The 21,113-nt window shown below is 64.2% G+C and carries 19 protein-coding genes and 2 tRNA genes; 14 read left to right on the top strand and 7 right to left on the bottom strand.

Annotated features, from left to right (window positions below):
* Positions 1 to 96: 96 nt before the first annotated feature.
* The 5 genes from poxB (at position 97) to KHP16_RS28655 (ending at position 5,128) form a co-directional block, all read left to right on the top strand.
* Positions 97 to 1,827, top strand: a complete 1,731-nt coding sequence (gene poxB / locus KHP16_RS24510) for a ubiquinone-dependent pyruvate dehydrogenase (protein WP_211961318.1) — start codon at positions 97 to 99, stop codon at positions 1,825 to 1,827.
* A 140-nt stretch (positions 1,828 to 1,967) separates the two neighbouring features.
* Positions 1,968 to 2,573, top strand: a complete 606-nt coding sequence (locus KHP16_RS24505; protein ID WP_211961317.1) for a hypothetical protein — start codon at positions 1,968 to 1,970, stop codon at positions 2,571 to 2,573.
* A 590-nt stretch (positions 2,574 to 3,163) separates the two neighbouring features.
* Complete coding sequence (locus tag KHP16_RS24500) at positions 3,164 to 3,724, top strand: DUF4823 domain-containing protein (protein WP_211961316.1); 561 nt, start codon at positions 3,164 to 3,166, stop codon at positions 3,722 to 3,724.
* Positions 3,725 to 3,829: 105 nt separating this feature from the next.
* Positions 3,830 to 4,228, top strand: coding sequence for a hypothetical protein (locus tag KHP16_RS24495; RefSeq protein WP_211961315.1), 399 nt, complete (start codon positions 3,830 to 3,832; stop codon positions 4,226 to 4,228).
* A gap of 621 nt (positions 4,229 to 4,849) precedes the next feature.
* The gene (locus tag KHP16_RS28655) at positions 4,850 to 5,128 is read left to right on the top strand and encodes an excalibur calcium-binding domain-containing protein (RefSeq protein WP_211961314.1); all 279 of its coding nucleotides are present in this window, start codon (positions 4,850 to 4,852) and stop codon (positions 5,126 to 5,128) included.
* A 170-nt stretch (positions 5,129 to 5,298) separates the two neighbouring features.
* On the opposite strand, the gene KHP16_RS24485 is transcribed toward KHP16_RS28655, so the two are convergent.
* The 3 genes from KHP16_RS24485 to acs form a co-directional block, all read right to left on the bottom strand.
* Positions 5,299 to 5,389: transfer RNA gene (locus tag KHP16_RS24485), tRNA-Ser, on the bottom strand.
* A gap of 48 nt (positions 5,390 to 5,437) precedes the next feature.
* The gene (locus KHP16_RS24480; protein ID WP_109580591.1) at positions 5,438 to 7,489 is read right to left on the bottom strand and encodes a sodium:solute symporter family protein; all 2,052 of its coding nucleotides are present in this window, start codon (positions 7,487 to 7,489) and stop codon (positions 5,438 to 5,440) included.
* 108 nt (positions 7,490 to 7,597) lie between these two features.
* Positions 7,598 to 9,580, bottom strand: coding sequence for an acetate--CoA ligase (gene acs / locus KHP16_RS24475; protein WP_109580590.1), 1,983 nt, complete (start codon positions 9,578 to 9,580; stop codon positions 7,598 to 7,600).
* Positions 9,581 to 9,876: 296 nt separating this feature from the next.
* On the opposite strand from acs, the gene KHP16_RS24470 reads away from it, so the two are divergent.
* The 4 genes from KHP16_RS24470 to murI all read left to right on the top strand — a co-directional run bounded on the left by KHP16_RS24470 (position 9,877) and on the right by murI (position 14,083).
* Positions 9,877 to 10,824, top strand: a complete 948-nt coding sequence (locus KHP16_RS24470; protein ID WP_244836023.1) for a DMT family transporter — start codon at positions 9,877 to 9,879, stop codon at positions 10,822 to 10,824.
* A 77-nt stretch (positions 10,825 to 10,901) separates the two neighbouring features.
* Complete coding sequence (locus tag KHP16_RS24465) at positions 10,902 to 11,468, top strand: TIGR00645 family protein (protein ID WP_109580588.1); 567 nt, start codon at positions 10,902 to 10,904, stop codon at positions 11,466 to 11,468.
* A gap of 133 nt (positions 11,469 to 11,601) precedes the next feature.
* A complete protein-coding gene (locus tag KHP16_RS24460; protein WP_109580587.1) occupies positions 11,602 to 13,125 on the top strand; it encodes a fumarate hydratase in 1,524 nt (507 codons plus the stop codon).
* Positions 13,126 to 13,246: 121 nt separating this feature from the next.
* Entirely contained in the window at positions 13,247 to 14,083 is an 837-nt protein-coding gene (gene murI, locus KHP16_RS24455) for a glutamate racemase (RefSeq protein WP_109580586.1), read from the top strand.
* On the opposite strand, the gene KHP16_RS24450 is transcribed toward murI, so the two are convergent.
* Positions 14,073 to 16,373 carry an AAA family ATPase gene (locus KHP16_RS24450; protein WP_121490676.1) on the bottom strand — a complete coding sequence of 767 codons (2,301 nt, stop codon included), beginning with the start codon at positions 16,371 to 16,373 and terminating at the stop codon, positions 14,073 to 14,075. The genes murI and KHP16_RS24450 overlap by 11 nt on opposite strands.
* A gap of 437 nt (positions 16,374 to 16,810) precedes the next feature.
* Here KHP16_RS24450 and KHP16_RS24445 point away from each other — a divergent pair, with 437 nt between their 5' ends.
* The 4 genes from KHP16_RS24445 (at position 16,811) to KHP16_RS24430 (ending at position 19,248) form a co-directional block, all read left to right on the top strand.
* Entirely contained in the window at positions 16,811 to 17,470 is a 660-nt protein-coding gene (locus KHP16_RS24445) for an energy transducer TonB (protein ID WP_115952574.1), read from the top strand.
* 67 nt (positions 17,471 to 17,537) lie between these two features.
* Positions 17,538 to 18,266 (top strand): MotA/TolQ/ExbB proton channel family protein, encoded by a 729-nt coding sequence (locus KHP16_RS24440; protein ID WP_109580583.1) that lies wholly within the window; start codon positions 17,538 to 17,540, stop codon positions 18,264 to 18,266.
* A 20-nt stretch (positions 18,267 to 18,286) separates the two neighbouring features.
* The gene (locus KHP16_RS24435) at positions 18,287 to 18,700 is read left to right on the top strand and encodes an ExbD/TolR family protein (RefSeq protein WP_109580582.1); all 414 of its coding nucleotides are present in this window, start codon (positions 18,287 to 18,289) and stop codon (positions 18,698 to 18,700) included.
* Between the two features lie 191 nt (positions 18,701 to 18,891).
* Entirely contained in the window at positions 18,892 to 19,248 is a 357-nt protein-coding gene (locus KHP16_RS24430) for a hemin uptake protein HemP (protein ID WP_109580581.1), read from the top strand.
* Positions 19,249 to 19,369: 121 nt separating this feature from the next.
* Here KHP16_RS24430 and KHP16_RS24425 read toward each other — a convergent pair whose 3' ends face one another.
* From KHP16_RS24425 to KHP16_RS24415, 3 genes are all read right to left on the bottom strand, one after another.
* On the bottom strand, positions 19,370 to 19,777 hold the full coding sequence (locus tag KHP16_RS24425; protein ID WP_109580580.1) for a GlcG/HbpS family heme-binding protein: 408 nt from the start codon (positions 19,775 to 19,777) through the stop codon (positions 19,370 to 19,372).
* 175 nt (positions 19,778 to 19,952) lie between these two features.
* A complete protein-coding gene (locus KHP16_RS24420; RefSeq protein ID WP_109580579.1) occupies positions 19,953 to 20,222 on the bottom strand; it encodes a hypothetical protein in 270 nt (89 codons plus the stop codon).
* 307 nt (positions 20,223 to 20,529) lie between these two features.
* Complete coding sequence (locus KHP16_RS24415; protein ID WP_109580578.1) at positions 20,530 to 20,847, bottom strand: hypothetical protein; 318 nt, start codon at positions 20,845 to 20,847, stop codon at positions 20,530 to 20,532.
* 175 nt (positions 20,848 to 21,022) lie between these two features.
* Here KHP16_RS24415 and KHP16_RS24410 point away from each other — a divergent pair.
* A tRNA-Leu gene (locus KHP16_RS24410) sits at positions 21,023 to 21,109 on the top strand.
* Positions 21,110 to 21,113: the final 4 nt, after the last annotated feature.

Below are 21,113 nucleotides of genomic sequence, written 5' to 3'. Positions count from 1 at the left end.
CATCGTGCCGACGGAACTCTCACGCGCGTTCGCGCGTCGACATGTTCAGACCACCTTTGACGCACATCGCCCCCGCCTGTCCTTCAAGGAGCCCGCATGCCCACCACCCTCGCAGCCGACCTCATCACCGCCGTTCTAGCCAATGCCGGCGTCCAGCGCATCTATGGCGTCGTCGGCGACAGCCTCAATGGCATCACCGAATCGTTACGCAAGCGCGAAGACATCGACTGGATCCACACGCGCCATGAGGAAGCCGCCGCCTTCGCGGCGGGCGCCGAGGCGCATCTGACCGGCGAGCTGGCGGTGTGCGCGGGCAGTTGCGGGCCGGGCAACCTCCATCTGATCAATGGCTTGTTCGACTGCCATCGCTCGCGCGTGCCCGTGCTCGCGATCGCCGCGCATATCCCGAGCGCCGAGATCGGCCGCAACTATTTTCAGGAAACGCATCCGGAGAACCTGTTCCGCGAATGTAGCCACTACTGCGAGCTCGTGACGAGCGCCGAGCAATTGCCCGGCGTGCTCGAGACGGCCATTCGCACGGCGGTGGGGAAGCGCGGCGTGGCGGTCGTCGTGATTCCCGGCGACGTGGCGCTGCGACAGGTGTCCGGTGGCATCTCGGCGCCGGCCGCGCTGGTGCCGAAGGAGCCGGTGATCGTCCCCGACCAGGCATCGCTGTCCGCGATGGCGCAGATGCTCCAGGACAGCGGCAAGGTCACGATGCTGTGCGGACGCGGCTGCGCGGGCGCGCATGACCAGGTCGTGCGGCTCGCCGAAACGCTGAAGGCGCCGATCGTCCATGCGCTGGGTGGCAAGGAGTACATCGAATATGACAATCCGTACGATGTCGGCATGACGGGGCTGATCGGCTTCAGCTCGGGTTATCACGCGATGGAGAACTGCGACACGCTGCTGATGCTCGGCACCGACTTTCCGTATCGCCAGTTCTATCCTTCGCATGCAAAGGTCATTCAGATCGACGTCCGCGCGGAGAACCTCGGCCGCCGCACGCGACTCGACCTCGGCCTGGTCGGCGATGTCGGCGCCACGCTGGATGCATTGCAACCGCTGCTGACCGCGAAGACCGACACGGCGTACCTCGATGCCTGCGTGCGCCACTATCGCAACGCGCGCAAGGACCTCGACGATCTGGCGAGCGGCGACAGCGGCCGCAAGCCGATCCATCCGCAACACCTTGCACGCCTGCTGAGCGAGAAGGCGAGCGACGATGCGGTCTTCACGTTCGACGTCGGCACACCGACGGTGTGGGCGGCGCGCTATCTGAAGATGAACGGCAAACGCCGCCTCATCGGCTCGCTTGCCCACGGCTCGATGGCCAACGCGCTGCCACAGGCCATCGGCGCGCAATCCGCATACCCCGGCCGCCAGATCATCAGCATGTCGGGCGACGGCGGCTTCGCGATGATGATGGGCGACTTCCTCACGCTCACGCAGCAAAAGCTGCCGGTGAAGGTCGTCATCTTCAACAACAGCGTCCTCGGCTTCGTCGCGCTGGAGATGAAAGCGGCAGGCCTGCTGGAAACCGGCACGAACCTCGATAACCCGGACTTCGGCGCCATGGCCCGCGCCATCGGCATCTGGGGCCAACGCGTCGACGACCCCAAAGACCTCCCCGCCGCCATCGACGCCATGCTCCAACACGACGGCCCGGCCCTGCTGGACGTCGTCACCAACACCCAGGAACTGGCCATGCCCCCGGCCCTCAAAGCCGAACAAGTCAAAGGCTTCAGCCTCTGGGCCCTGAAAGCCGTCATGAACGGCCGCGCGGACGAACTGGTGGAACTGGCGAAGACGAATTTGTTGCGGTGAGCCGGGCTTGCTGCCTTTGAGTTTGGCCGCGTCGTTGTTAGCGTCGACACCTCAATATTTGGCGACAATGCGATAGCAACGAACCATGCCGAGCGCCATGATTGCGCCTTCCACTCACCAGAAGGCGTAGCCCGCTCGGCATGAAAGAACTCGAATCTTTTGAAGTCGTCTATCACGGCCCCGCCCTCGATTCGCCGGAAGCAGATAACACCCACTTGATCCCAGCCCTGGCCGCAATCGCCGACCTCTTTACGGAGGTGACCACCGCGACGAACGGCAGAAGAATCGGCCTTCGCGTGGCGACAGAAGCAAGACCGAACGTCGGCGCCTTCCACATGGTGTTCACGCTGAGCAGAGCACCGCGGCTCCCCCGCCATTACACCTACGCCTCCGCAAGCAGCGCACTGGCGATGCCAAGCGTACTCGCCCAACTCTCACTACCCAAGATGAGCCTGATCTGGTTCATCCGCACACTGCGCGGCCGCGCGCCCTGCAAGGTCGTCGACTGCGGCACCTACTACAACGTCGGCATCACCGACACGGAATGCGTCGACGTAGGCGCCCGAACCCTCCGTCTATGGTGCAACCCCCGCGTCCGCACAAGCCTGGAAACCGCCCTCTCACCCCTACACCGCGAAGGCATCAACACCTTCAGCATGCTGCGCGACGGCAACCCCTGGCTCACCATCCACAAACACGAACTCGACCACTTCAAAGCGGACCCACATGGGGAGTTCGATCTATGAAGACAACGAGGCCCTGTGGCCTCGGTGAAACTTGGCTGCGCACTGCCGCTTCACGCGACGGCCGCGCTCACTATCAAGCCTATGACAACCCCTTCATCCGCGCCCGCTGACAAAACCGCCGCTCCTGAATCGTCCGCTCACGAAAGTACCGACGGGGATTGCCACACATCCAGCAACTACACACCGCCGCCGTCCACACCCACCGCCCCAACTCGCGAACCCCGCCCGCCCCGCCGTGATAATGCCGGCGCTTAGCCTTCAACCGCGCCACCTGCGCACGCCGATACGCCCTTCCCTTTTCCATGGTCAATCCTTTGCACGTTTCATAAGCCGAATGTGCAAAAGCCCGCTCGGGGCGGGCTATGAAAGATGGGGCGGCACGCGGCATCGACGGAATGCATCAGAACGCGTAACGCAATGCTAGACGACGCTGACAAGGACATCAACACCGCCTCGCGTCGCAGTGGCGAACCTGCACACTACCTCCGAAGGGGGATTGCCGCCTTGGCGCCGGAAAACGACAGTGCGTGCAATCGAACGCCCATAACTAGCGCACCCCACTCAACCCCGCGTACCCCCGTCCCTCAAACATGAACGCAAGAATCATCGGCGTCTCCGCCGCCGCAGCAATGGTAGTGGCAATCACCGGCTGCACCGCGAGCTACAAGAACGTAAAAACAGGCGGCACCGACCTCGCCGCCGGAGGGCAACTGGACTCCTCCGCAGCGGTCTACATCGCCCTCCCGAAGGACGGCGCCTACGGCGCGAAGGCGTACGCAGGCAGCGGACGAACGGTAGCAAGCGCGATTGCGCAGGCCCTCTCGCAAAAGGCCCGACGCGTCGATGTCGCGGAAGCCGAACAGACCCGCGACCAAACGCTATCAGAGGCCAAACGCCTCGGCGCACGATACGCCGTGATTCCGGTCATCGCCCACTGGGAACAACGTGCAACAGAATGGTCCGGCCGCCCGAGCCGCATGTCCCTCGACATGTCGGTCTACGACGCCGACACGGGGACCAAAATCGACGCCCGATCCATCACGGCAAGAAGCCGAATTGTGAGCTTTACCTCCACGTCACCCGACAGCCTGCTCACAAGCCCGCTGAAGGCCTATGCGCAACAGCTGTATGGTGCCGGGACACGCGAATAAGCATCGCGACGAACGCCTCGCTCAATTTTTGGACGGGTTCCGATAGAACCAAAGCGTAGCGGAAGTCATGATCGGCCATCGACAATCACGCGAGGAATACCATCGATGGCCAAAGAAGACTTCTCCGCAAGGCGCGCCGAGAGCACCTTCTTCGACGACATCCGCAATCGTCTCTACGCGATCGTCAGCAAAGACTTAGTCCGCGAAAATTATCTGATCCCCGGACTACCCAACGCCGCGAACTGTCCGGTGGACTTCTATATCGAAGGCCACAAAAAGCCGTTGTACCTGTTTGGCGTGTCGACACGAGACAAGGCCATGCTCACAACCATAGTCCTCCAACACCTGAACGCGTCTAACGTGGAGTTTCGCTCGATGGTGGTGTTCAAGGATTACGCAGATCTGCCGCGCAAGGACTTCAGCCGACTGATGAACGCGGCGAATGACATGGTTTCGTCGCTCGATGCCAACGAGGCATTCGAGCGGAAGCTTAGACAAGCATAGCTCCGATCTCGGGTGGTTGGCAGGGGAACCTACCCGATCGGTCGACGGCTCACCCCGGCCATATTCCTCCCCACCGTTCGAGGATAACTCAAGCAGATTACCTCCTCAGGGGTCGGGCGAGAACGATGAAGGCGAAGCTCTGCGATCCTAAGACAACCCTTCGGCCTCGCACTCGCGCGCTATAGTGACACCACGAAGGCGCAGACTATTTTTGTGAACTCACATTCCTGCCGTTTGGCTCATTCAATATCATCGGCATAGGCGCCACCTGTGGCACCTCCGCGGGCGGCGGAAACCCCGGAATTTCTACATCGACCATCGGCCTCACCGGCCTAGGTGGCAGTGATTCCAACAGGCGATCGCTTTCTCCTTGGCGATGAGTCTCTTGCACCTGCGAGGGTGCACCGATTGGCCGGCCTGCAGAAGGCTGGCCGATGGGCTGAGATGATGCCGACATCGCAGTTGGAATGACAGCCCACAACGTTATCGAAATCAGCGTTGCCATTCGCATAATATTCTCCCTCCTAACGTTGATCCAACCGCGCGCATGATACCGCCGAGCTGCTTGCGGTCTTACCGACTCAGATATACTCAGCGCACAAAAAATAATCGGGGGCGCAAATGCGCGCATGGGTCATCGCCATTGCAATCGCCGCTGGCGGTTGGTACTACTACCACCATCATCGAACGGCGCAAGCCTCTTTGCCGTCGCTACAGGAGCCAGCGATCTCAGCATCGCAATTCCCCGCCACGCCGGCCCCGGCATTACGGTGCGAGGGCAAAACGATGTGCCATCAAATGCAATCGTGCGAAGAGGCAACGTTCTATCTCAGAAATTGCCCCGGCACAAAGATCGATGGAGACGGGGACGGCATCCCCTGCGAACGGTCGCTTTGCTGATCGGCTAGAAGCATCACAAGCCCACGGCGCCGGTACTACTATGTGAACGGCCCAAGGGCGGCGGGATTCGCCGAAGCTCCATCGGCAAAGCCAGCGACGCAAGCCCCCCGGCCCCCAAGTCATTGGCAACAAAAAACAAAAATGCCCGCTTGCGCGGGCATTCGTAATTCTGGCGGAGAGAGGGGGATTCGAACCCCCGATAGGCTATTAACCTATACACGCTTTCCAGGCGTGCGACTTAAACCACTCATCCATCTCTCCGGGAAGTCCGCGATTATAGCAGAGCCACTCGCGCTGTCCAGAGGTGCCTTACCCGCGCCGCAGATAACTGACCAGACGGTCGATCACCGGTGCGTTTCGGGGGGTGATGAGGCTGACGATGATGGCCGCCGCGAAGCCCGCGGGGACGCCGAATGCGCCGGAGGCGATGGGGTCCACGCCGAACCAGCGGTTGCCGAAGATCCCCGTGATGCGTGTGAAGAACGGGTAGTTCACGAAGATGTAATAGACCGCGACGGCCAGACCCGTGGCCATGCCCGCCACCGCCCCAGCGGCCGTCGTCCGGCGCCAGAAGATCGCCAGCACGAGTACCGGGAAGAAGCTCGATGCCGCCAGCGAGAACGCCGCGCCGACCAGGAACAGGATGTTGCCCGGTCGCAGCGATGTCACGTAGGACGCAAACAGCGCCACCCCGAGCAGCACGATCTTGGCCGTCGTCACGCGCCGCTGGTGGCTCGCCTGCCGGTCGACCATGTGATAGTAGACGTCGTGCGACAGCGCGTTGGCGATGGTCAGCAGCAGCCCGTCCGCCGTCGATAGCGCCGCCGCCAGCGCCCCCGCCGCGATCAGGCCCGAGATGACGTACGGCAGCCCCGCTATCTCCGGCGCCGCCAGCACGATCATGTCCGGCTGGATCATGACCTCCGCCCATTGCACGATGCCATCCCCATTGAGATCCCGAATGGCGAACACAGGCGGATCCACCTTGCGCCACTGCACCACCCACTGCGGCAGGTCGGCATACGACGTGCCGACCAGATGATGGAAGAACTCGTACTTGACCAGCGCCGCCAGCGTCGGCGCGGAGACGTACAGCAGCGCGATGCAGAACACCGCCCAGGCCACCGAATTGCGGCTCTCGCGTACGGACGGCGTCGTATAGAGCCGCGTGAGGATGTGCGGCAGACTCGCGGTCCCCAGCATCAGACAAAACACCAGCAACACGAAATTGAGCCGCTTGGTCGAGCGCTCCGCCTCGCTCGCCGCCGGATACGGCTCGGTCGATGGCGTCGAGGGGTGGCTGCGCGCGAGGGCCTCGTCGCGCATCAGCGTCCATTGCTGAAGCGCATCGGCGGCATCCACCGGAAACGTCGCCCGCTCCCGTTCCACGGACTTGATCTCGCGCAACGGGGCATTCCGCACGCGCAATTCCAGCAACCGCGCGTCAAGCGCCGCGCGCTCTTCATCGAAGGACTGCGGCAGCCTCGCGATCCGTTCGTCGAAGGCCACCGCCTGCCGCCGGAAAATCTCGCGCACCTGCATCTCGGCCGGCGACTGCTCGAGCGCCTGCTCCTGCTTGTCCAGCTGGCTCAGCAGCGAGCCATAGCTGACCTGCGGCAGAACCTCCCCATGATGCTTCCACGCGATGAGCGACACCGTCAGCAGGAACGCGACGATCAGCATGATGTACTGGGCCACCTGCGTCCACGTCACCGCCCGCATGCCGCCCAGAAACGAACACACGAGAATGCCGGCAAGCCCGAAGAACACGCCCACCGCGAATTCCACCCCGATGAAGCGTGTGACGATCAGCCCCACGCCCTGGATCTGCGCAACGAGATAAACGAACGAACACAGCGACGCCGCCAGCACCGCAATCGCGCGCACCGGCATATTGCCGCCCGGCTTCCCATTGCCATAGCGCGCCGCGAGAAAGTCGGGAATCGTGTAGCCGCCGTACTTGCGCAGATACGGCGCGAGCAGGAACGCGACGAGGCAATAGCCGCCGGTCCAGCCCATGACATAGGCAAGCCCTTCATATCCAGAGGCAAACAGAATCCCCGCGAGGCCGATGAACGACGCCGCGCTCATCCAGTCCGCGGCAATGGCCATGCCGTTGAACATCGCGGGCACGCGCCGCCCCGCGACGTAATACTCGTTGAGATCGGACGTTCGGCAGATCAGCCCGATACACGCATAGATCGCGATCGTGACGAACAGGAACACATACCCAAGCCACAACGCATCGGCGTTGGAATGCTCGAGCAGCCCCATCATCGCGACGAAGCCGAGCAGCCCCAGCGTGAAGAGGCTGTAATAGAGCATCAACCGGCGGCGAAAGGTCGACTGCGCGTCAGGCATGGAACGTTAGAGAGATAAAGGACCCGCTCAGGAAAACGCCCCTCTCCCGCGTCGCGGCAGAGGGGCGCATGCTGGCAGGCAAGCAGCGGGCAAGAGGTTCAGTCGAGCTTACTGCGCCTGCTTCAGCTGATCGAGAATCGCGGGATTCTCGAGCGTCGAGGTGTCCTGCGTAATCTCTTCGTTCTTGGCCAGCGAACGCAGCAGACGCCGCATGATCTTGCCCGAACGCGTCTTCGGCAGGTTGTCGCCAAAGCGGATGTCCTTCGGCTTGGCGATCGGACCGATCTCCTTGCCCACCCAGTTACGCAGCTCGGAGGCAATCTTCACGGCCTCGTCGCCCGTCGGCCGCGAACGCTTGAGCACGACGAACGCGCAGATCGCCTCGCCCGTCATGTCGTCCGGACGACCGACCACGGCGGCCTCGGCCACGAGCGGATTCGACACCAGCGCGGACTCGATCTCCATCGTGCCCATGCGGTGCCCCGACACGTTCAGCACGTCGTCGATCCGGCCCATGATGGTGAAGTAGCCCGTTTCCTTGTCGCGAATCGACCCATCGCCGGCCAGATACAGCTTGCCGCCGAGTTCCTCGGGAAAGTAGCTCTTCTTGAAGCGCTCCGGATCGCCCCAGATCGTGCGGATCATCGACGGCCACGGACGCTTGACGACGAGAATGCCGCCGCTGCCATTGGGCACGTCCTGCCCGGTCTCGTCGACGATCGCGGCCATGATGCCCGGCAGCGGCAGCGTGCACGAACCCGGCACCAGCGGCGTCGCGCCCGGCAACGGCGTGATCATGTGCCCGCCGGTTTCGGTCTGCCAGAACGTATCGACGATCGGGCAACGCTCGCCGCCGATATTCTTGTAGTACCACATCCACGCTTCCGGATTGATCGGCTCGCCCACGGTACCCAGCAGACGCAGGCTCGACAGATCGTACTGCCGCGGATGGATCTTGTCGTCCGCCTCGGCCGCCTTGATCAGCGAACGGATGGCGGTCGGCGCCGTGTAGAAGATCGACACCTTGTGGCGCTGGATCATGTCCCAGAAACGGCCAGCATTCGGGAACGTCGGCACGCCCTCGAACACGACCTGCGTCGCGCCGGCCGCGAGCGGCCCATAGGCAATGTAGGTGTGGCCCGTCACCCAGCCGATATCGGCGGTACACCAGAACAGGTCGTCGGGCTTGATGTCGAACGTCCAGCGCATCGTCATCAGGGCCCACAGCAGATAGCCGCCCGTGCTGTGCTGCACGCCCTTCGGCTTGCCCGTGGAACCGGAGGTGTAAAGGACGAACAGCGGATGCTCGGCATCCACCGGCTCGGCCGCGCAGGTATCGGGCTGGCCCGCGGCCACCTCTTCCATCCAGCGGTCGCGGCCTTCGGTCCAGCCTACCTTGCCGCCCGTGCGGCGATAGACGATGACGTGCTTCACGGCCTCGCAGCCGCCGAGCGCCAGGGCCTCATCGGCGATGGCCTTGAGCGGCAGCGCCTTGCCGCCGCGCATCTGCTCGTCCGCGGTAATCAGCGCGACGGCGCCGACATCCACGAGCCGCTCCTGCAGGGACTTCGCCGAGAATCCGCCGAACACCACCGAGTGCGTCGCGCCGATCCGCGCGCACGCCTGCATGGCCACCACGCCCTCGACCGACATCGGCATGTAGATGACCACACGATCGCCCTTCTTGATGCCGAGCGCCTTCAGGCCATTGGCAAAGCGGCTGACGCGCGCGAGCAGCTCGTTGTAGCTGACGCGCGAAACGGTGCCGTCATCGGCCTCGAACACGATCGCCGTCTTGTCGCCGAGACCCTTCTCGATATTGCGCTCGAGGCAGTTGTACGACGCGTTGATCTGCCCGTCCTCGAACCACTTGTAGAACGGCGCGTTGCTCTCGTCGAGCACCTTCGTGAACGGCTTGTGCCAGTGGAGCAGCTCGCGTGCATGGCGGGCCCAGAAGCCCTCGTAGTCGCGCGCCGCTTCGTCGCACAGCGCCTGGTAGGCCTCCATGTTCGGGATCGAGGCGTTCCTGGCGAGCGACTCGGGAGGATTGAAAACGCGATGCTCCTGCATCACCGACTCGATGGCGGACATGAGGTTGTCTCCTGATCTGGATGGAATGCTTGTAACCTGCTTTTGGCTGCAAGGTACGCCCGGCGCCTTACTTAAACCTGACTACTTCAACCTGACTACTTAAACCTGACTAGTTCAAATGGTTCGGGCAAGGCAATGCCCCGCGCCGATGATGCGCCGCAGCAGCGGCACCCGCGTACATGTGCAGTCGGCTCCTCTAGGCTAGCACAGCTACAATGCCGCGAGCCACCCGCAATCGCGCAGAGCGCATTGCGCCAACGCCCACACCTCAGGCCTCCACCTCCGCCTCCCGCAACGTGTCCCTCCACGCCCTTCTGCTCATCGCCGCGATGGCCCTCGTCGGCAGCAACGTCGGTCTCGGCAAGTCCATCATCGCCGAGGTCCCCGTCCTGCTGTTCGCGCTGCTGCGGTTCATCATCGCGATCGTCTGCCTCGCGCCGTGGTACCGCCCCGCCCGCATGCGCGCGGTCTCGCGCGCGGAATGGCGCAACCTGTTCCTGATGGCGTTCTTCGGCACGTTCGGCTTCACGCTGCTGATGCTCGGCGGCGTGCGCCTGACCAGCGCGATGGCCGCGGGCGTCATCACGAGCACGATCCCCGCGACGGTGGCCGTGCTGTCATGGCTGCTGCTGCGCGAGACGCTGTCGCGCCGGACCGTCGCGTCCGTGCTGCTCGCGGTGGCCGGCATCGCGGTGCTCAACGTCGCGCGCGGCGGCGATGGCCACGGCGTCGAATCGATGGGCAACGCCGGCACCCATGCGCTGCTCGGCAACCTGATGATCCTCGGCGCGGTGGTCTGCGAATCGATCTACGTCATCCTCTCGCGGCGGCTGTCGCAATCGCTGGCCGCCATCGAGATCTGCGCCTACACGCATCTGATCGGCGGACTGCTGATGCTGCCGCTGGGCATCGTGCCGCTGCTCTCGTTCGACGCGGCCACCGTCTCCCCGCATGTCTGGGCACAACTGGTCTGGTACGCGCTGTCCGCGAGCATCTTCTCGTTCTGGCTCTGGATGAAGGGCATCCGGCATGTGCCCGCGCAGCTGGCCGGCGTGTTCACGTCGGTGCTGCCCATCGCGGCGGCCGTCTACGGCATCGTGTTTCTCGGCGAGCGGCCGGGCTGGGCGCATGGCGTCGCGCTCGGCTGCGTGCTCGCGGGTATCGCCATCGCAAGCTGGCCCGCAACCGCTGAAACAATCGGTAGCAATCGGCCGCCGCGCGGCGGGACTGAAAACGTAGGGTAAACGGCAGGCAGACGGTACAATCGACGCCGCTTTGAATGTCTGCCATCCAACCTCGCATCCCGCATTCCCGCATACCAATGGCCCGCACTTCGCACCCTCCTCGCCTGCGTCCCATCCCCAGCATCATCTTCGCCTCGCGCTGGCTGCAGCTGCCGCTCTACCTCGGCCTGATCGTCGCGCAGGGCGTCTATGTCTATCACTTCCTGATCGAGGTCTGGCACCTGGTCTCGCACGCGGCCTCGTTCGACGAAGCGAAGATCATGCTCGTGGTGCTCGGGCTGATCGACGTCGTGATGATCTCCAACCTGCTGATCATGGTGATCGTCGGCGGTTACGAGACCTTCGTGTCCCGCCTCGGCATCGACAACCATCCCGACGAGCCCGAATGGCTCGACCACGTCAACGCGGGCGTGCTCAAGGTCAAGCTGTCGATGGCGCTCATCGGCATCTCGTCCATCCACCTGCTCAAGACCTTTATCGACGCCGAACAACGGTCGCAACACACGATCATGTGGCAGGTCATCATCCATGTGGCCTTCCTGTTCTCCGCGATCGCCATGGCATGGGTGGACCGCATGACCTCGCACCCGGCCGTGCCGCACGGCGCCGAGATGCCGCCGGGAAGCGCGCCCGCCGACCACTGATCCGCCCCCAATGTCGCCCCGGCCCCACACCGGGGCCCCGGCGCACTGTCGACGCCTGTATGCAACCGGGCAGCCGCGCCGCGCACGGTGTATCATCCCGGGCTGTGTTTCACCGCAGCCCCACCCCCACAAAATGACAGTCATCAAGCAAGAAGACCTCATCCAGAGCGTCGCCGATTCCCTGCAGTACATCAGCTATTACCATCCGATGGACTACATCACCAGCCTGGGCCGCGCCTACGAGCTGGAGCAGAGTCCGGCCGCGAAGGATGCGATCGCGCAGATCCTGACCAACAGCCGCATGTGCGCCGAGGGCAAGCGCCCGCTGTGCCAGGACACCGGCATCGTCACGATCTTCGTCAAGGTGGGGATGGACGTGCGCTGGGACGGCGCCACCATGGGCCTGACGGACATGATCAACGAGGGCGTGCGCCGCGGTTACACGCACCCCGACAACGTGCTGCGCGCGTCGATCGTGAGCCCGCCCGAAGGCGGCCGCAAGAACACCCGGGACAACACCCCGGCCGTGATCCACTACGAAGTGGTGCCCGGCAACACGGTGGACATCCAGGTCGCGGCCAAGGGTGGCGGCTCGGAGAACAAGTCGAAGTTCGTGATGCTGAATCCGTCGGATTCCATCGTTGACTGGGTGCTCAAGACCGTGCCGACGATGGGCGCGGGCTGGTGCCCGCCCGGCATGCTGGGCATCGGCATCGGCGGCACAGCCGAGAAGGCCATGGTCATGGCCAAGGAATCGCTGATGGAGTCGATCGACATCCATGAAGTGATCGCCCGCGGCCCGAAGGACTGGATCGAGGAAATGCGCGTCGAGCTGTACGAGAAGGTCAACGCGCTCGGTATCGGCGCGCAGGGCCTGGGCGGCCTGGCCACCGTGCTCGACGTCAAGATCATGGGCTACCCGACTCACGCGGCCTCGAAGCCCGTGGCGATGATCCCGAACTGCGCCGCCACGCGCCACGTGCATTTCACGCTCGACGGCAGCGGCCCGGCCCAGCTGGAGGCCCCCGACCTGTCGGCCTGGCCGAAGGTGGAGTGGGCACCGGACACCGAGACCTCGAAGCGCGTGGACCTGAACACCCTGACGCCCGAGGAAGTCGCCTCGTGGAAGCCGGGCCAGACGCTGCTGCTGAACGGCAAGATGCTGACCGGCCGCGATGCCGCGCACAAGCGCATCGCCGACATGCTGGCCAAGGGCGAGAAGCTGCCGATCGACTTCACGAACCGCGTGATCTACTACGTCGGCCCCGTGGATCCGGTCCGTGACGAGGTCGTCGGCCCGGCGGGTCCCACGACCGCGACGCGCATGGACAAGTTCACCGAGACCATGCTGTCGCAAACGGGCCTGATCTCGATGATCGGCAAGGCCGAGCGCGGCCCCGTGGCGATCGAGGCGATCAAGAAGCACAAGTCGGCCTATCTGATGGCCGTCGGCGGTGCCGCCTACCTCGTGTCGAAGGCCATCCGCGGCGCCAAGGTTCTGGCCTTCGAAGACCTCGGCATGGAAGCCATCTACGAGTTCGACGTCAAGGACATGCCCGTGACCGTCGCCGTGGACAGCTCGGGTACCTCGGTCCACAAGACCGGCCCCGCGGAATGGCAGGCCAAGATCGGCAAGATCCCGGTCGCCGCCGCGTAATACCGCATCCGCCGCCCGGCGGTCCCCCTCTCCTTCGGGAGAGGGAATGGGACAGAAGCACGGGCGGGCACGGCGCGCCCCGCCCGTTCTCCGCTCAGTCCCGAACCCGTATCCCACCGCATTGAACCCCTCCCCGATCGGCGTCTTCGATTCCGGCCTAGGCGGCCTCTCGGTCCTGCGAGAGATCCGCGCGCTGCTGCCGCATGAATCGCTGCTCTACGTCGCCGATTCCCGTCACGCGCCCTACGGCGAGAAACCCGAATCGTTCGTCGAATCCCGTACGCTCGAAGTGTGCGAGTGGCTCGTCGCGCAAGGCTGCAAGGCCCTCGTCATTGCCTGCAATACGGCGACGATGCATGCGGTGCAGGCCGTGCGCGCGCGCTTCACCGCGCTGCCGGTCATCGGCGTCGAACCCGGTCTCAAACCCGCGGCCGCGGCGAGCCGCAGCAAGGTGATCGGCGTACTGGCCACCGCCAACACGCTCAAGAGCGGCAAGTTCAATCGATTGCTGACCACCCTGCAGCAAGAGAGCCGCTACGTGTGCGAACCGGGCATCGGCCTCGTCCCCATGATCGAGCAAGGCGATATCTCGAGCGCCGCCATGCGCGCGCGCCTGCAAACGCTGCTGGCGCCGATGCTCGAAGCCGGTGCCGATACGCTCGTACTCGGCTGCACGCACTACCCGTTCCTGACGTCAACGATCCGCGACATGGTCGGCGATCGCCTCACGATCATCGATACGGGCGTGGCCATCGCGCGCCAGCTGGCGCGCAAGCTCGCGGAGTTCGATCTGGCTGCCCCACCGGACGCCGTGCCGACGGACCGCTACGTGTCCACGCGCGATGCCATGCATCTGCGAGAGATGGCCGCCACGCTGCTGGGCGTCGATGCCGCGGCAGAGACCGTCATCATCGGCGCCGACCGCCCCGACCGTAGCCCCGACAGCCTTACTGCGTGAAACCCAGCGGCCGATGCTGCCGCACCTCGGGCTTCACCGCATGTTCCTGCCGCAGCTGCGCCAGAAACTCGTCCGCCGTCAGCGCCTCGCCGAGCACGACCCCCTGCCGCTTGACGGTGGCAAAGTCGCCCGGCGTCAGGCAATCCATCGCCAGCAACTCGGCGCGGATCGCATCGGTCAGCCGCGCCTCGTCGCCTTCCAGCGCCTCTTCCACGAACATCCGCACGCGCTGCGCCGGCTGTAGCGCCTGAAAACGGATCTTGAACGAGAAGCGCCGCAACGCCGCCTCGTCGATCCGATCGAAGAGGTTGGTCGTGCAGATGAAGATGCCGTTGAAGCGCTCCATGCCCTGCAGCATCTCGTTGACCTCGGACACTTCGTAGTTGCGCACCGCACGCTGCCGGCTTTGCATGAAGCTGTCCGCCTCGTCGAGCAGCAGCACCGCGCCGTCCTCTTCCGCGCGAGCGAACATCGCCGCGATCTGCTGCTCGGTCTCGCCGACGTACTTGCTCATCAGGTCCGACGCGCGCCGGATCATCAACGGCAGGTCGAGCGCGCTCGCGATATGTTCCGCCAGCGCCGTCTTGCCCGTCCCCGGCGGCCCATAGAAACAGAGCGTGCCGCGCTGCCGCGCACCGAGGGCGGCGATGATCTTGTCCACCGCGAAGCGCGTTTCCAGATGCAGGTTGTCGAGCCGATAGTGCGTGACGACCGCGCGCGCCTCGGCCTCGGGACGCATGCCCATCGCGCGATCGGCATGCTCGAGCTGCCGCAGGATCAGCGCCTCCGTCGGCTCGTCCACGCTCGGCCGCGCGAGTTCGACGAAGCGCGCCGCCGATTGCACCTGCGCCGGCGTCAGCGTCTTGCGCGCGGCCAGCGTCGTGATGAAGGCGTCCGTCACGTCGAGCGCGCCGAGATGCTTGCGAATGATGTTCTCGCGCACCAGCGGCGGCGGAATCTTGAGCTCGAGGTGAAACTGAAAGCGCCGCAGATAGGCGGGGTCGATCTGCCGGATCGAATTGGAGATCCAGATCACCGGCACCGGGTTCTGTTCCAGCGTCTGGTTGACCCACGCCTTGCCGTTGACGGACGCACGCGTGTCCTCCTGCCCGAACAGACTCATCAGCTCGCGCGCGCTGCCGGGGAACACATCCTCCACCTCGTCGAACAGCAGCGCCGTGCGCGGGCGACCGCGCAGGAACGCCTGCGACACCTGCAGCGAGCGATAACGGTCGCGCCCGGACAGGCTGTTGCCATCGCGATCGAGGCAATCGACCTCATACAGCTCGCACCCCGCCTCGCGCGCGATCAGCCGCGCGAACTCCGTCTTGCCCGTGCCCGGTGGCCCGTAGATCAGCACGTTCACCCCGGCCGCGCTCTGGCGCGTGGCATTGCCGAGCAGCGCGGACAGATAGCGCGCATCGGTTTCCACATGCGGATAGTCGCCGGTACCGAGCGTCGGCGGCGCGGCCGGCCGCGTGAACACGGCCATCATCTCCGCTTCGCTCGCGTAATTGCCCAGCAGCACATGCAGCAGCCGGTCGGACAGGCGCATCAGGTCGCCCAGGTCCGTCACGCTGTTCTCGGGCAGCGGCTGCTCGATGAGGTTCAGCGTCTCCAGCCGCGAGCCCGGCCGCAGCGACATCGCCACCTCGGCGGCGCTCGCGCCCGTCAGGCCGGCGAGGATCTGGAACGCTTCCTGGCTGTGCGCGACCTTGCAATCGACCATCACCGCGCGCAGGTCGCGCTTGTACTTGGCCAGCGCGGCATAGAGCAGCAGCTTGCGCTCGTGGTCGGGCAGGTTGAGCACGTGGCTCAGCATGTCGATATTGCGGACGAGCAGCACGCGCTCGCCCTGGAGCCGCCCGGCGATCGACGTGGCGGATGCGTCGAACACCGCGAACATGTCCTTCGCATGGTGCTTGACGTATTCGTCGAGGTAATAGAACAGCGCGCTCTCATCGAAGGCGCTGTTCCACTGGCCGTGCCGGTCGAGAAATTCTTCGGGGGTCAGGCGCGACGCGCCCTTCCACGCTGGCATGTCGGCGCAGCGCGCCGCAAGAAACCGCTGCACGCGCAGCACCACGCCATAGGGCCACACCATTTCCTGCGCGCTCACGGTCAGCACGTCGTTGATGTTGCTGCGCAGGTTGAAGCGCGGGCCCAGCGTGCAGACCACGCGCAGCGCGAATTGCGCGCACATCCAGTCGAGCGCGGAACTCGACGCCGCCCCGGTCGTCGGACGTAGCAGCGTGGAGCGATCGTCTTCGGCGAAGCGTGTGAAGTCCATGCCTGTTCCCTTCGCACGGGAGGTAGCGGGCCGGACCCTGTCCGTCGCGCTTGCCCCATCCCGGTTACGTTCGCGGTGTTCTCTCGCAGTCTGTTAATCGTAGCGCGCTTTACGATTTACGTGACATCCGCGACAACCCGCGCAGGCCGCGTCGCACGGTCGTTTGGCGCGAACGGCCACATTGCGCATTGTGGGCGGGGTCCACAATGATCCCGTGCGTGCATTGCACAATGCGCAACAAATAAGAATCATTATCGTTTATACTGCTGCGCTGATAACGCTGCCCCAGAGTGGCGCCTCCCCTTCGGATACCCGTCACTCGGAGTGCCTTTTGGAGCGTTTATCATGGAACTGCTGCTTAGCCTGCTGGTTGGTTGTGGCATCTCGCTGATCCTGTTCTACCGCAAGTGACATCGCGTTAGGTCCTGGCCCCTCACATGTTCGATCAACGTTTTCTCAAGATCACCGTCGCTGTTCTGCTATTCCACGCGGGGCTGCTGTACCTGATCCAAAGCGGTCTCGGCCGCAAGATGACCGAGGCCATCATCGCGCCGGAAATCATCGCCCACATCATTCCGATGGAGCCGCCGAAGGCGCCGCCCGCGCCGGAACCACCGAAGGCCAAACCCGAAACGCCGCCGAAGCAGGTGAAGGTCGTGACGCCGCGTCCGACGCCGCAGCCGCCGAAGCCCGCCATCGAACCCTCGCCGTCGCTGCCCCCGTCGCCCACCGCGATCGAGGCGCCGCCCGCCCCGCCGGCACCGCCCGCGCCCGAGCCGGCTCCCGCGCCGGCCCCGGCACCGGCCAACGCCGCGCCGCGCGCGATCGGCATCGGCGAGGTGCAATGCTCGCAGCCCGCCCCGACCTACCCGCGCCAGTCGATCCGCCTCAACGAGACCGGAACGACGATGATTCGCCTGACGATCGACGAGGGCGGCCGTATCGCCAAGTCGAGCATCACGCAGTCGAGCGGTTCGTCCCGACTCGACGAAGCCGCGCTCGACGCCGTACGCCGCATGCGCTGCCAACCCTATATGGACAACGGACGGCCGATCTCGGTCACCGCCGTGCAGCCCATCAACTTCGAATTGAAGTAGTTTGTCGAATTCACTGACGTAATGGCCGGTACGCCGGCTTCCCAAACAACAGACTCACAGGATAACCATGCAGGACCTCGGACTCTCCCACCTCTGGACGCAAGGCGATTTCGTCATGCGCGCGACCGCGATCATTCTGCTGATCATGTCCCTTCTGTCCTGGATCGTGATTCTCACGAAGGCGTGGGATCTGGTCCGCCTCAAGAAGATGGCACAGGGCGCGGAAAAGCGTTTCTGGCACTCCGACGAATTCGACCACGCGCTGGAGACGCTTGGCTCGAACGACAGCAACCCGTTCCGCATGCTCGCGCTGACCGGCAAGGAAGCCGCGCAGCACCACCGCGCGAGCCAGCCGCAGCTGCATGACGCGATGGACATCTCGGACTGGCTGACGCGCTCGCTCAAGAGCTCGATCGACGAAGCCGTGTCGCGCATGCAGTCGGGCCTCGCCGTGCTGGCGTCGGTCGGCTCCACCGCGCCGTTCGTCGGCCTGTTCGGCACGGTCTGGGGGATCTACCACGCGCTGATCGGTATCGGCGCCTCGGGCGTGCCGACCATCGACAAGGTGGCCGGTCCTGTCGGTGAAGCGCTGATCATGACCGCATTCGGCCTGGCCGTCGCGATCCCTGCCGTGCTCGGCTACAACGCGCTGTCGCGCGGCAACAAGGGCGTGATCTCCAAGCTCAACCGCTTCGCGCACGACCTGCACGCCTACTTCATCACCGGCGCGCGCCTGCGCCCGACCGCCCGTGGCGCCGCCGATGACGCTTCGGTGCGCCTGGCCGTCAAGAATTAAGCCGCAGAGAGGAATTCATCATGGCATTCGGCACGCTCGACGGGGACGATGACGAGGTGATGAGCGAGATCAACATGACGCCGCTGGTCGACGTCATGCTGGTGCTGCTGATCATCTTTATCATCACGATTCCCGTGATCAACCACGCGGTGAAGATCGATCTGCCGCGCGCGACCAACCAGCCCAACGATACCAAGCCGCAGAACATCAACGTCGTCGTCGATGCAGCCGGCAAGGTGTACTGGAACCAGCAGGAAGTGGACAAGCCCACGCTGGAAGCGAACATCGCGCAGGCGGCGCAGCTGCAACCGCAACCGGAACTGCATTTGCGCGCGGACCGCGACGTTCGCTACGAGGCCGTCGCGGAGGTCATGGCCGCGGCGCAGCATGGCGGTCTCGGCAAGATCGGCTTCATCACCGAACCCAAGCGCTGAGCAGGGTCTTCGGCACGCAAAAAGGGCATCCGCTTGGATGCCCTTTTTTTGTTGGCGTGCGGCCATTAAACAAACGTGTAAATCGATGTGACCACGCTTGTAATGATAACGGTTCTCATTTAAGATCTTCCCACGCGTAACCTGAAACCGATCACCTGAAACCGATCCATGGATCGAGCCCGGAGAAGAACATGAGCACTCTCAGCCTGCCAATGCAGCAACCGCGAGAAGTCTCGCGTCGCCGTCTGTCGCTTCGTCGTGTGGAAGTTGCCCCGCAGCAGCCTCGCCGCGAGCCGTCGTCTTCCGCCTCTTCGCCCTCGTCAGCTTCCTCCGCCATGGCCTCGGTCCGCTCCGCGGTCGCCGCCCTGCCCGCCCGCCTGGAGGCGCTGATGCGCGCGGAAACGATCGCGCCGGCGGTGCAGACGACGGCCCCGGCGATGCCGCTGGAAACGCTGATGCAAGGCGCGACGACGCTGCCGATCCTGCATAACGGCGAGGTCTATACACTGCGCATCACGCGCTATGGGAAGCTGATCCTGACGAAGTAATTGGCTTAGCGGCTTAGCGGCTTAGCGGCTTAGCGGCTCAGCGGGCCAGCAGACGAGCCGACGACCCGCTGTACAACAACCCGCGGACATTGCACCCGCGGGCTTTTTCCTGACGCGCGGCTTAGATGCCCAGCGCGGCGATACCGGCGCGCGCGATCTGCGCATCTTCGGTCGACTTCACGCCCGACACGCCGACGGCACCCACGTACTGGCCGTTGACGACGATGGGCACACCGCCCTCGAGCATGCCTTGCAGCTGCGGCGCCGTCAGGAACGAGTAGCGGCCGTTGTTGATCATGTCCTCGTAGATCTTGGACTCGCGGCGGCCCATGGCGGCCGTGCGTGCCTTCTCGGTCGCGATGTAGGCCGAGATCGGTGCCACGCCGTCGAGTCGCTGCAGGGCCAGCGGATGGCCGCCATCGTCCACCACGGCGATCGTGACAGGCCAGTTATGAAGCTTGGCTTCCGCTTCCGCGGCCGCAACCACCTTCTTCACATCGTCAGCCGTCAGTACGGTCTTTTGCTGCATACCCTCTCCTAAGGTGTGTCATCAAGGTCGAGGCCGCAGTATATCGTGCACGATGCGCGCGTCCGACCAAAACGCGCCCCCATAGCCACGTCGCTCGCGAACATCGCACAAAAAAGCCCGCCTCGCGGCGGGTCTTTTGTCGGTGCGATTTTGGTGCGATACAGCAGCGGCGGTATCAGGCCCCGTCGGTGAACGCGTCACGGCGATCGGTCACGCGCGCCCCGTCGGTGAACGGGTCGGCCTGACCCCGCGCGCCGTCGGGAACGTAACCGTCGCGGTTGCTGATACGCGCACCGTCGGTGTATGGATCGGCGGTCGCCACGCGGCCGTTGCTGGAGAACGCGTTGTCGGCATTCACGGGGGCGGCGATGGCCGAGGCCGATGCGGCACCGAGTGCCAGAAGCGCGACGGAAGCGACGGCGGTCGCCATGCGTTGAATAGTCATTTGGGAATCCTCTGCGTTCGTATGGACGCTGTTCGTTGGTGACAAGGCATCGTTGCAGTGCAGCAGCGATGTCACGAAGGCAGTTTAGGTGGAAACCCTGAGCCCCTCAGCCAGTGTGATTGATCGGTCTGGTCAAATAAATTGAGCGTCGAATTTTTCCCGGAACCGACACGCGCCGTTTCCATTCACCGATTGTCGGAAAACGCTGACGGAGCGCATTGAAAATGCCGTGCAATAAAACAAAAAAGCCCCCGAAGGGGCTTTTTGTGCATGACGCTCGCGAACGTTCAGTCGCGAGGCTCGACGTTCAATCGCGGTAGTGTCGATGACCGTGGCCGCGGTAGTAGCCGTGGCCGTAGCCGGGACCGTAGTAGTAGCGCGGACCGTAGTACACCGGAGCCGGACGCACAACGACCGGCGGCGGGCCGTAGTACACCGGCGCGGGCGGCGCTACGTAGACGGGCTGCGGCGGTGCGTAGTAGACGGGCGGGGGCGGGTAATACGCGGGACCGCCAATGGCGACACCGGGTACGCCGATCGCGAGATCCACGTTCACACGGGCCATTGCAGCGCCAGACGCCAGCGCGGCGGCCACACCAAATGCTGCAAGGAACCAGCGTTTCATGATCGTGCCTCGTAAAGTGAGCTTTGATGAGGCGTATTCTAGCGCTCGCTAAATTTTCAGGTGAAACCGCACGCGCTACATTGTTACCGCCCGTAACAGCCACATCACATCGCGGATTGCGCAGCGTCGCCCTTGCGGAGTCGCGTCTAAGCCACCACAATATCGGGCTTGCCATGCGGCCGTGGAGAAATTGGTAGACTCAGCAGACTTAAAATCTGCCGCCTTTCCAGGCTTACGGGTTCGAGTCCCGTCGGCCGCACCAGCGC

Source organism: Cupriavidus plantarum (genome assembly GCF_905397285.1).
Classification (GTDB): domain Bacteria; phylum Pseudomonadota; class Gammaproteobacteria; order Burkholderiales; family Burkholderiaceae; genus Cupriavidus; species Cupriavidus plantarum.
The sequence above is the reverse complement of the archived record's forward strand: the minus strand, read 5'-3'. Positions and strand labels throughout refer to the sequence as shown.

What these genes read in the sequence shown, in the direction of transcription:
- poxB (WP_211961318.1), top strand. Translation starts at nt 97, where the DNA reads ATGCCCACCACCCTCGCAGCCGACCTCATCACCGCCGTTCTAGCCAAT.
- KHP16_RS24505 (WP_211961317.1), top strand. Translation starts at nt 1,968, where the DNA reads ATGAAAGAACTCGAATCTTTTGAAGTCGTCTATCACGGCCCCGCCCTC.
- KHP16_RS24500 (WP_211961316.1), top strand. Translation starts at nt 3,164, where the DNA reads ATGAACGCAAGAATCATCGGCGTCTCCGCCGCCGCAGCAATGGTAGTG.
- KHP16_RS24495 (WP_211961315.1), top strand. Translation starts at nt 3,830, where the DNA reads ATGGCCAAAGAAGACTTCTCCGCAAGGCGCGCCGAGAGCACCTTCTTC.
- KHP16_RS28655 (WP_211961314.1), top strand. Translation starts at nt 4,850, where the DNA reads ATGCGCGCATGGGTCATCGCCATTGCAATCGCCGCTGGCGGTTGGTAC.
- KHP16_RS24480 (WP_109580591.1), bottom strand. Translation starts at nt 7,489, where the DNA reads ATGCCTGACGCGCAGTCGACCTTTCGCCGCCGGTTGATGCTCTATTAC.
- acs (WP_109580590.1), bottom strand. Translation starts at nt 9,580, where the DNA reads ATGTCCGCCATCGAGTCGGTGATGCAGGAGCATCGCGTTTTCAATCCT.
- KHP16_RS24465 (WP_109580588.1), top strand. Translation starts at nt 10,902, where the DNA reads ATGGCCCGCACTTCGCACCCTCCTCGCCTGCGTCCCATCCCCAGCATC.
- KHP16_RS24460 (WP_109580587.1), top strand. Translation starts at nt 11,602, where the DNA reads ATGACAGTCATCAAGCAAGAAGACCTCATCCAGAGCGTCGCCGATTCC.
- KHP16_RS24450 (WP_121490676.1), bottom strand. Translation starts at nt 16,373, where the DNA reads ATGGACTTCACACGCTTCGCCGAAGACGATCGCTCCACGCTGCTACGT.
- KHP16_RS24445 (WP_115952574.1), top strand. Translation starts at nt 16,811, where the DNA reads ATGTTCGATCAACGTTTTCTCAAGATCACCGTCGCTGTTCTGCTATTC.
- KHP16_RS24440 (WP_109580583.1), top strand. Translation starts at nt 17,538, where the DNA reads ATGCAGGACCTCGGACTCTCCCACCTCTGGACGCAAGGCGATTTCGTC.
- KHP16_RS24435 (WP_109580582.1), top strand. Translation starts at nt 18,287, where the DNA reads ATGGCATTCGGCACGCTCGACGGGGACGATGACGAGGTGATGAGCGAG.
- KHP16_RS24430 (WP_109580581.1), top strand. Translation starts at nt 18,892, where the DNA reads ATGAGCACTCTCAGCCTGCCAATGCAGCAACCGCGAGAAGTCTCGCGT.
- KHP16_RS24425 (WP_109580580.1), bottom strand. Translation starts at nt 19,777, where the DNA reads ATGCAGCAAAAGACCGTACTGACGGCTGACGATGTGAAGAAGGTGGTT.
- KHP16_RS24420 (WP_109580579.1), bottom strand. Translation starts at nt 20,222, where the DNA reads ATGACTATTCAACGCATGGCGACCGCCGTCGCTTCCGTCGCGCTTCTG.
- KHP16_RS24415 (WP_109580578.1), bottom strand. Translation starts at nt 20,847, where the DNA reads ATGAAACGCTGGTTCCTTGCAGCATTTGGTGTGGCCGCCGCGCTGGCG.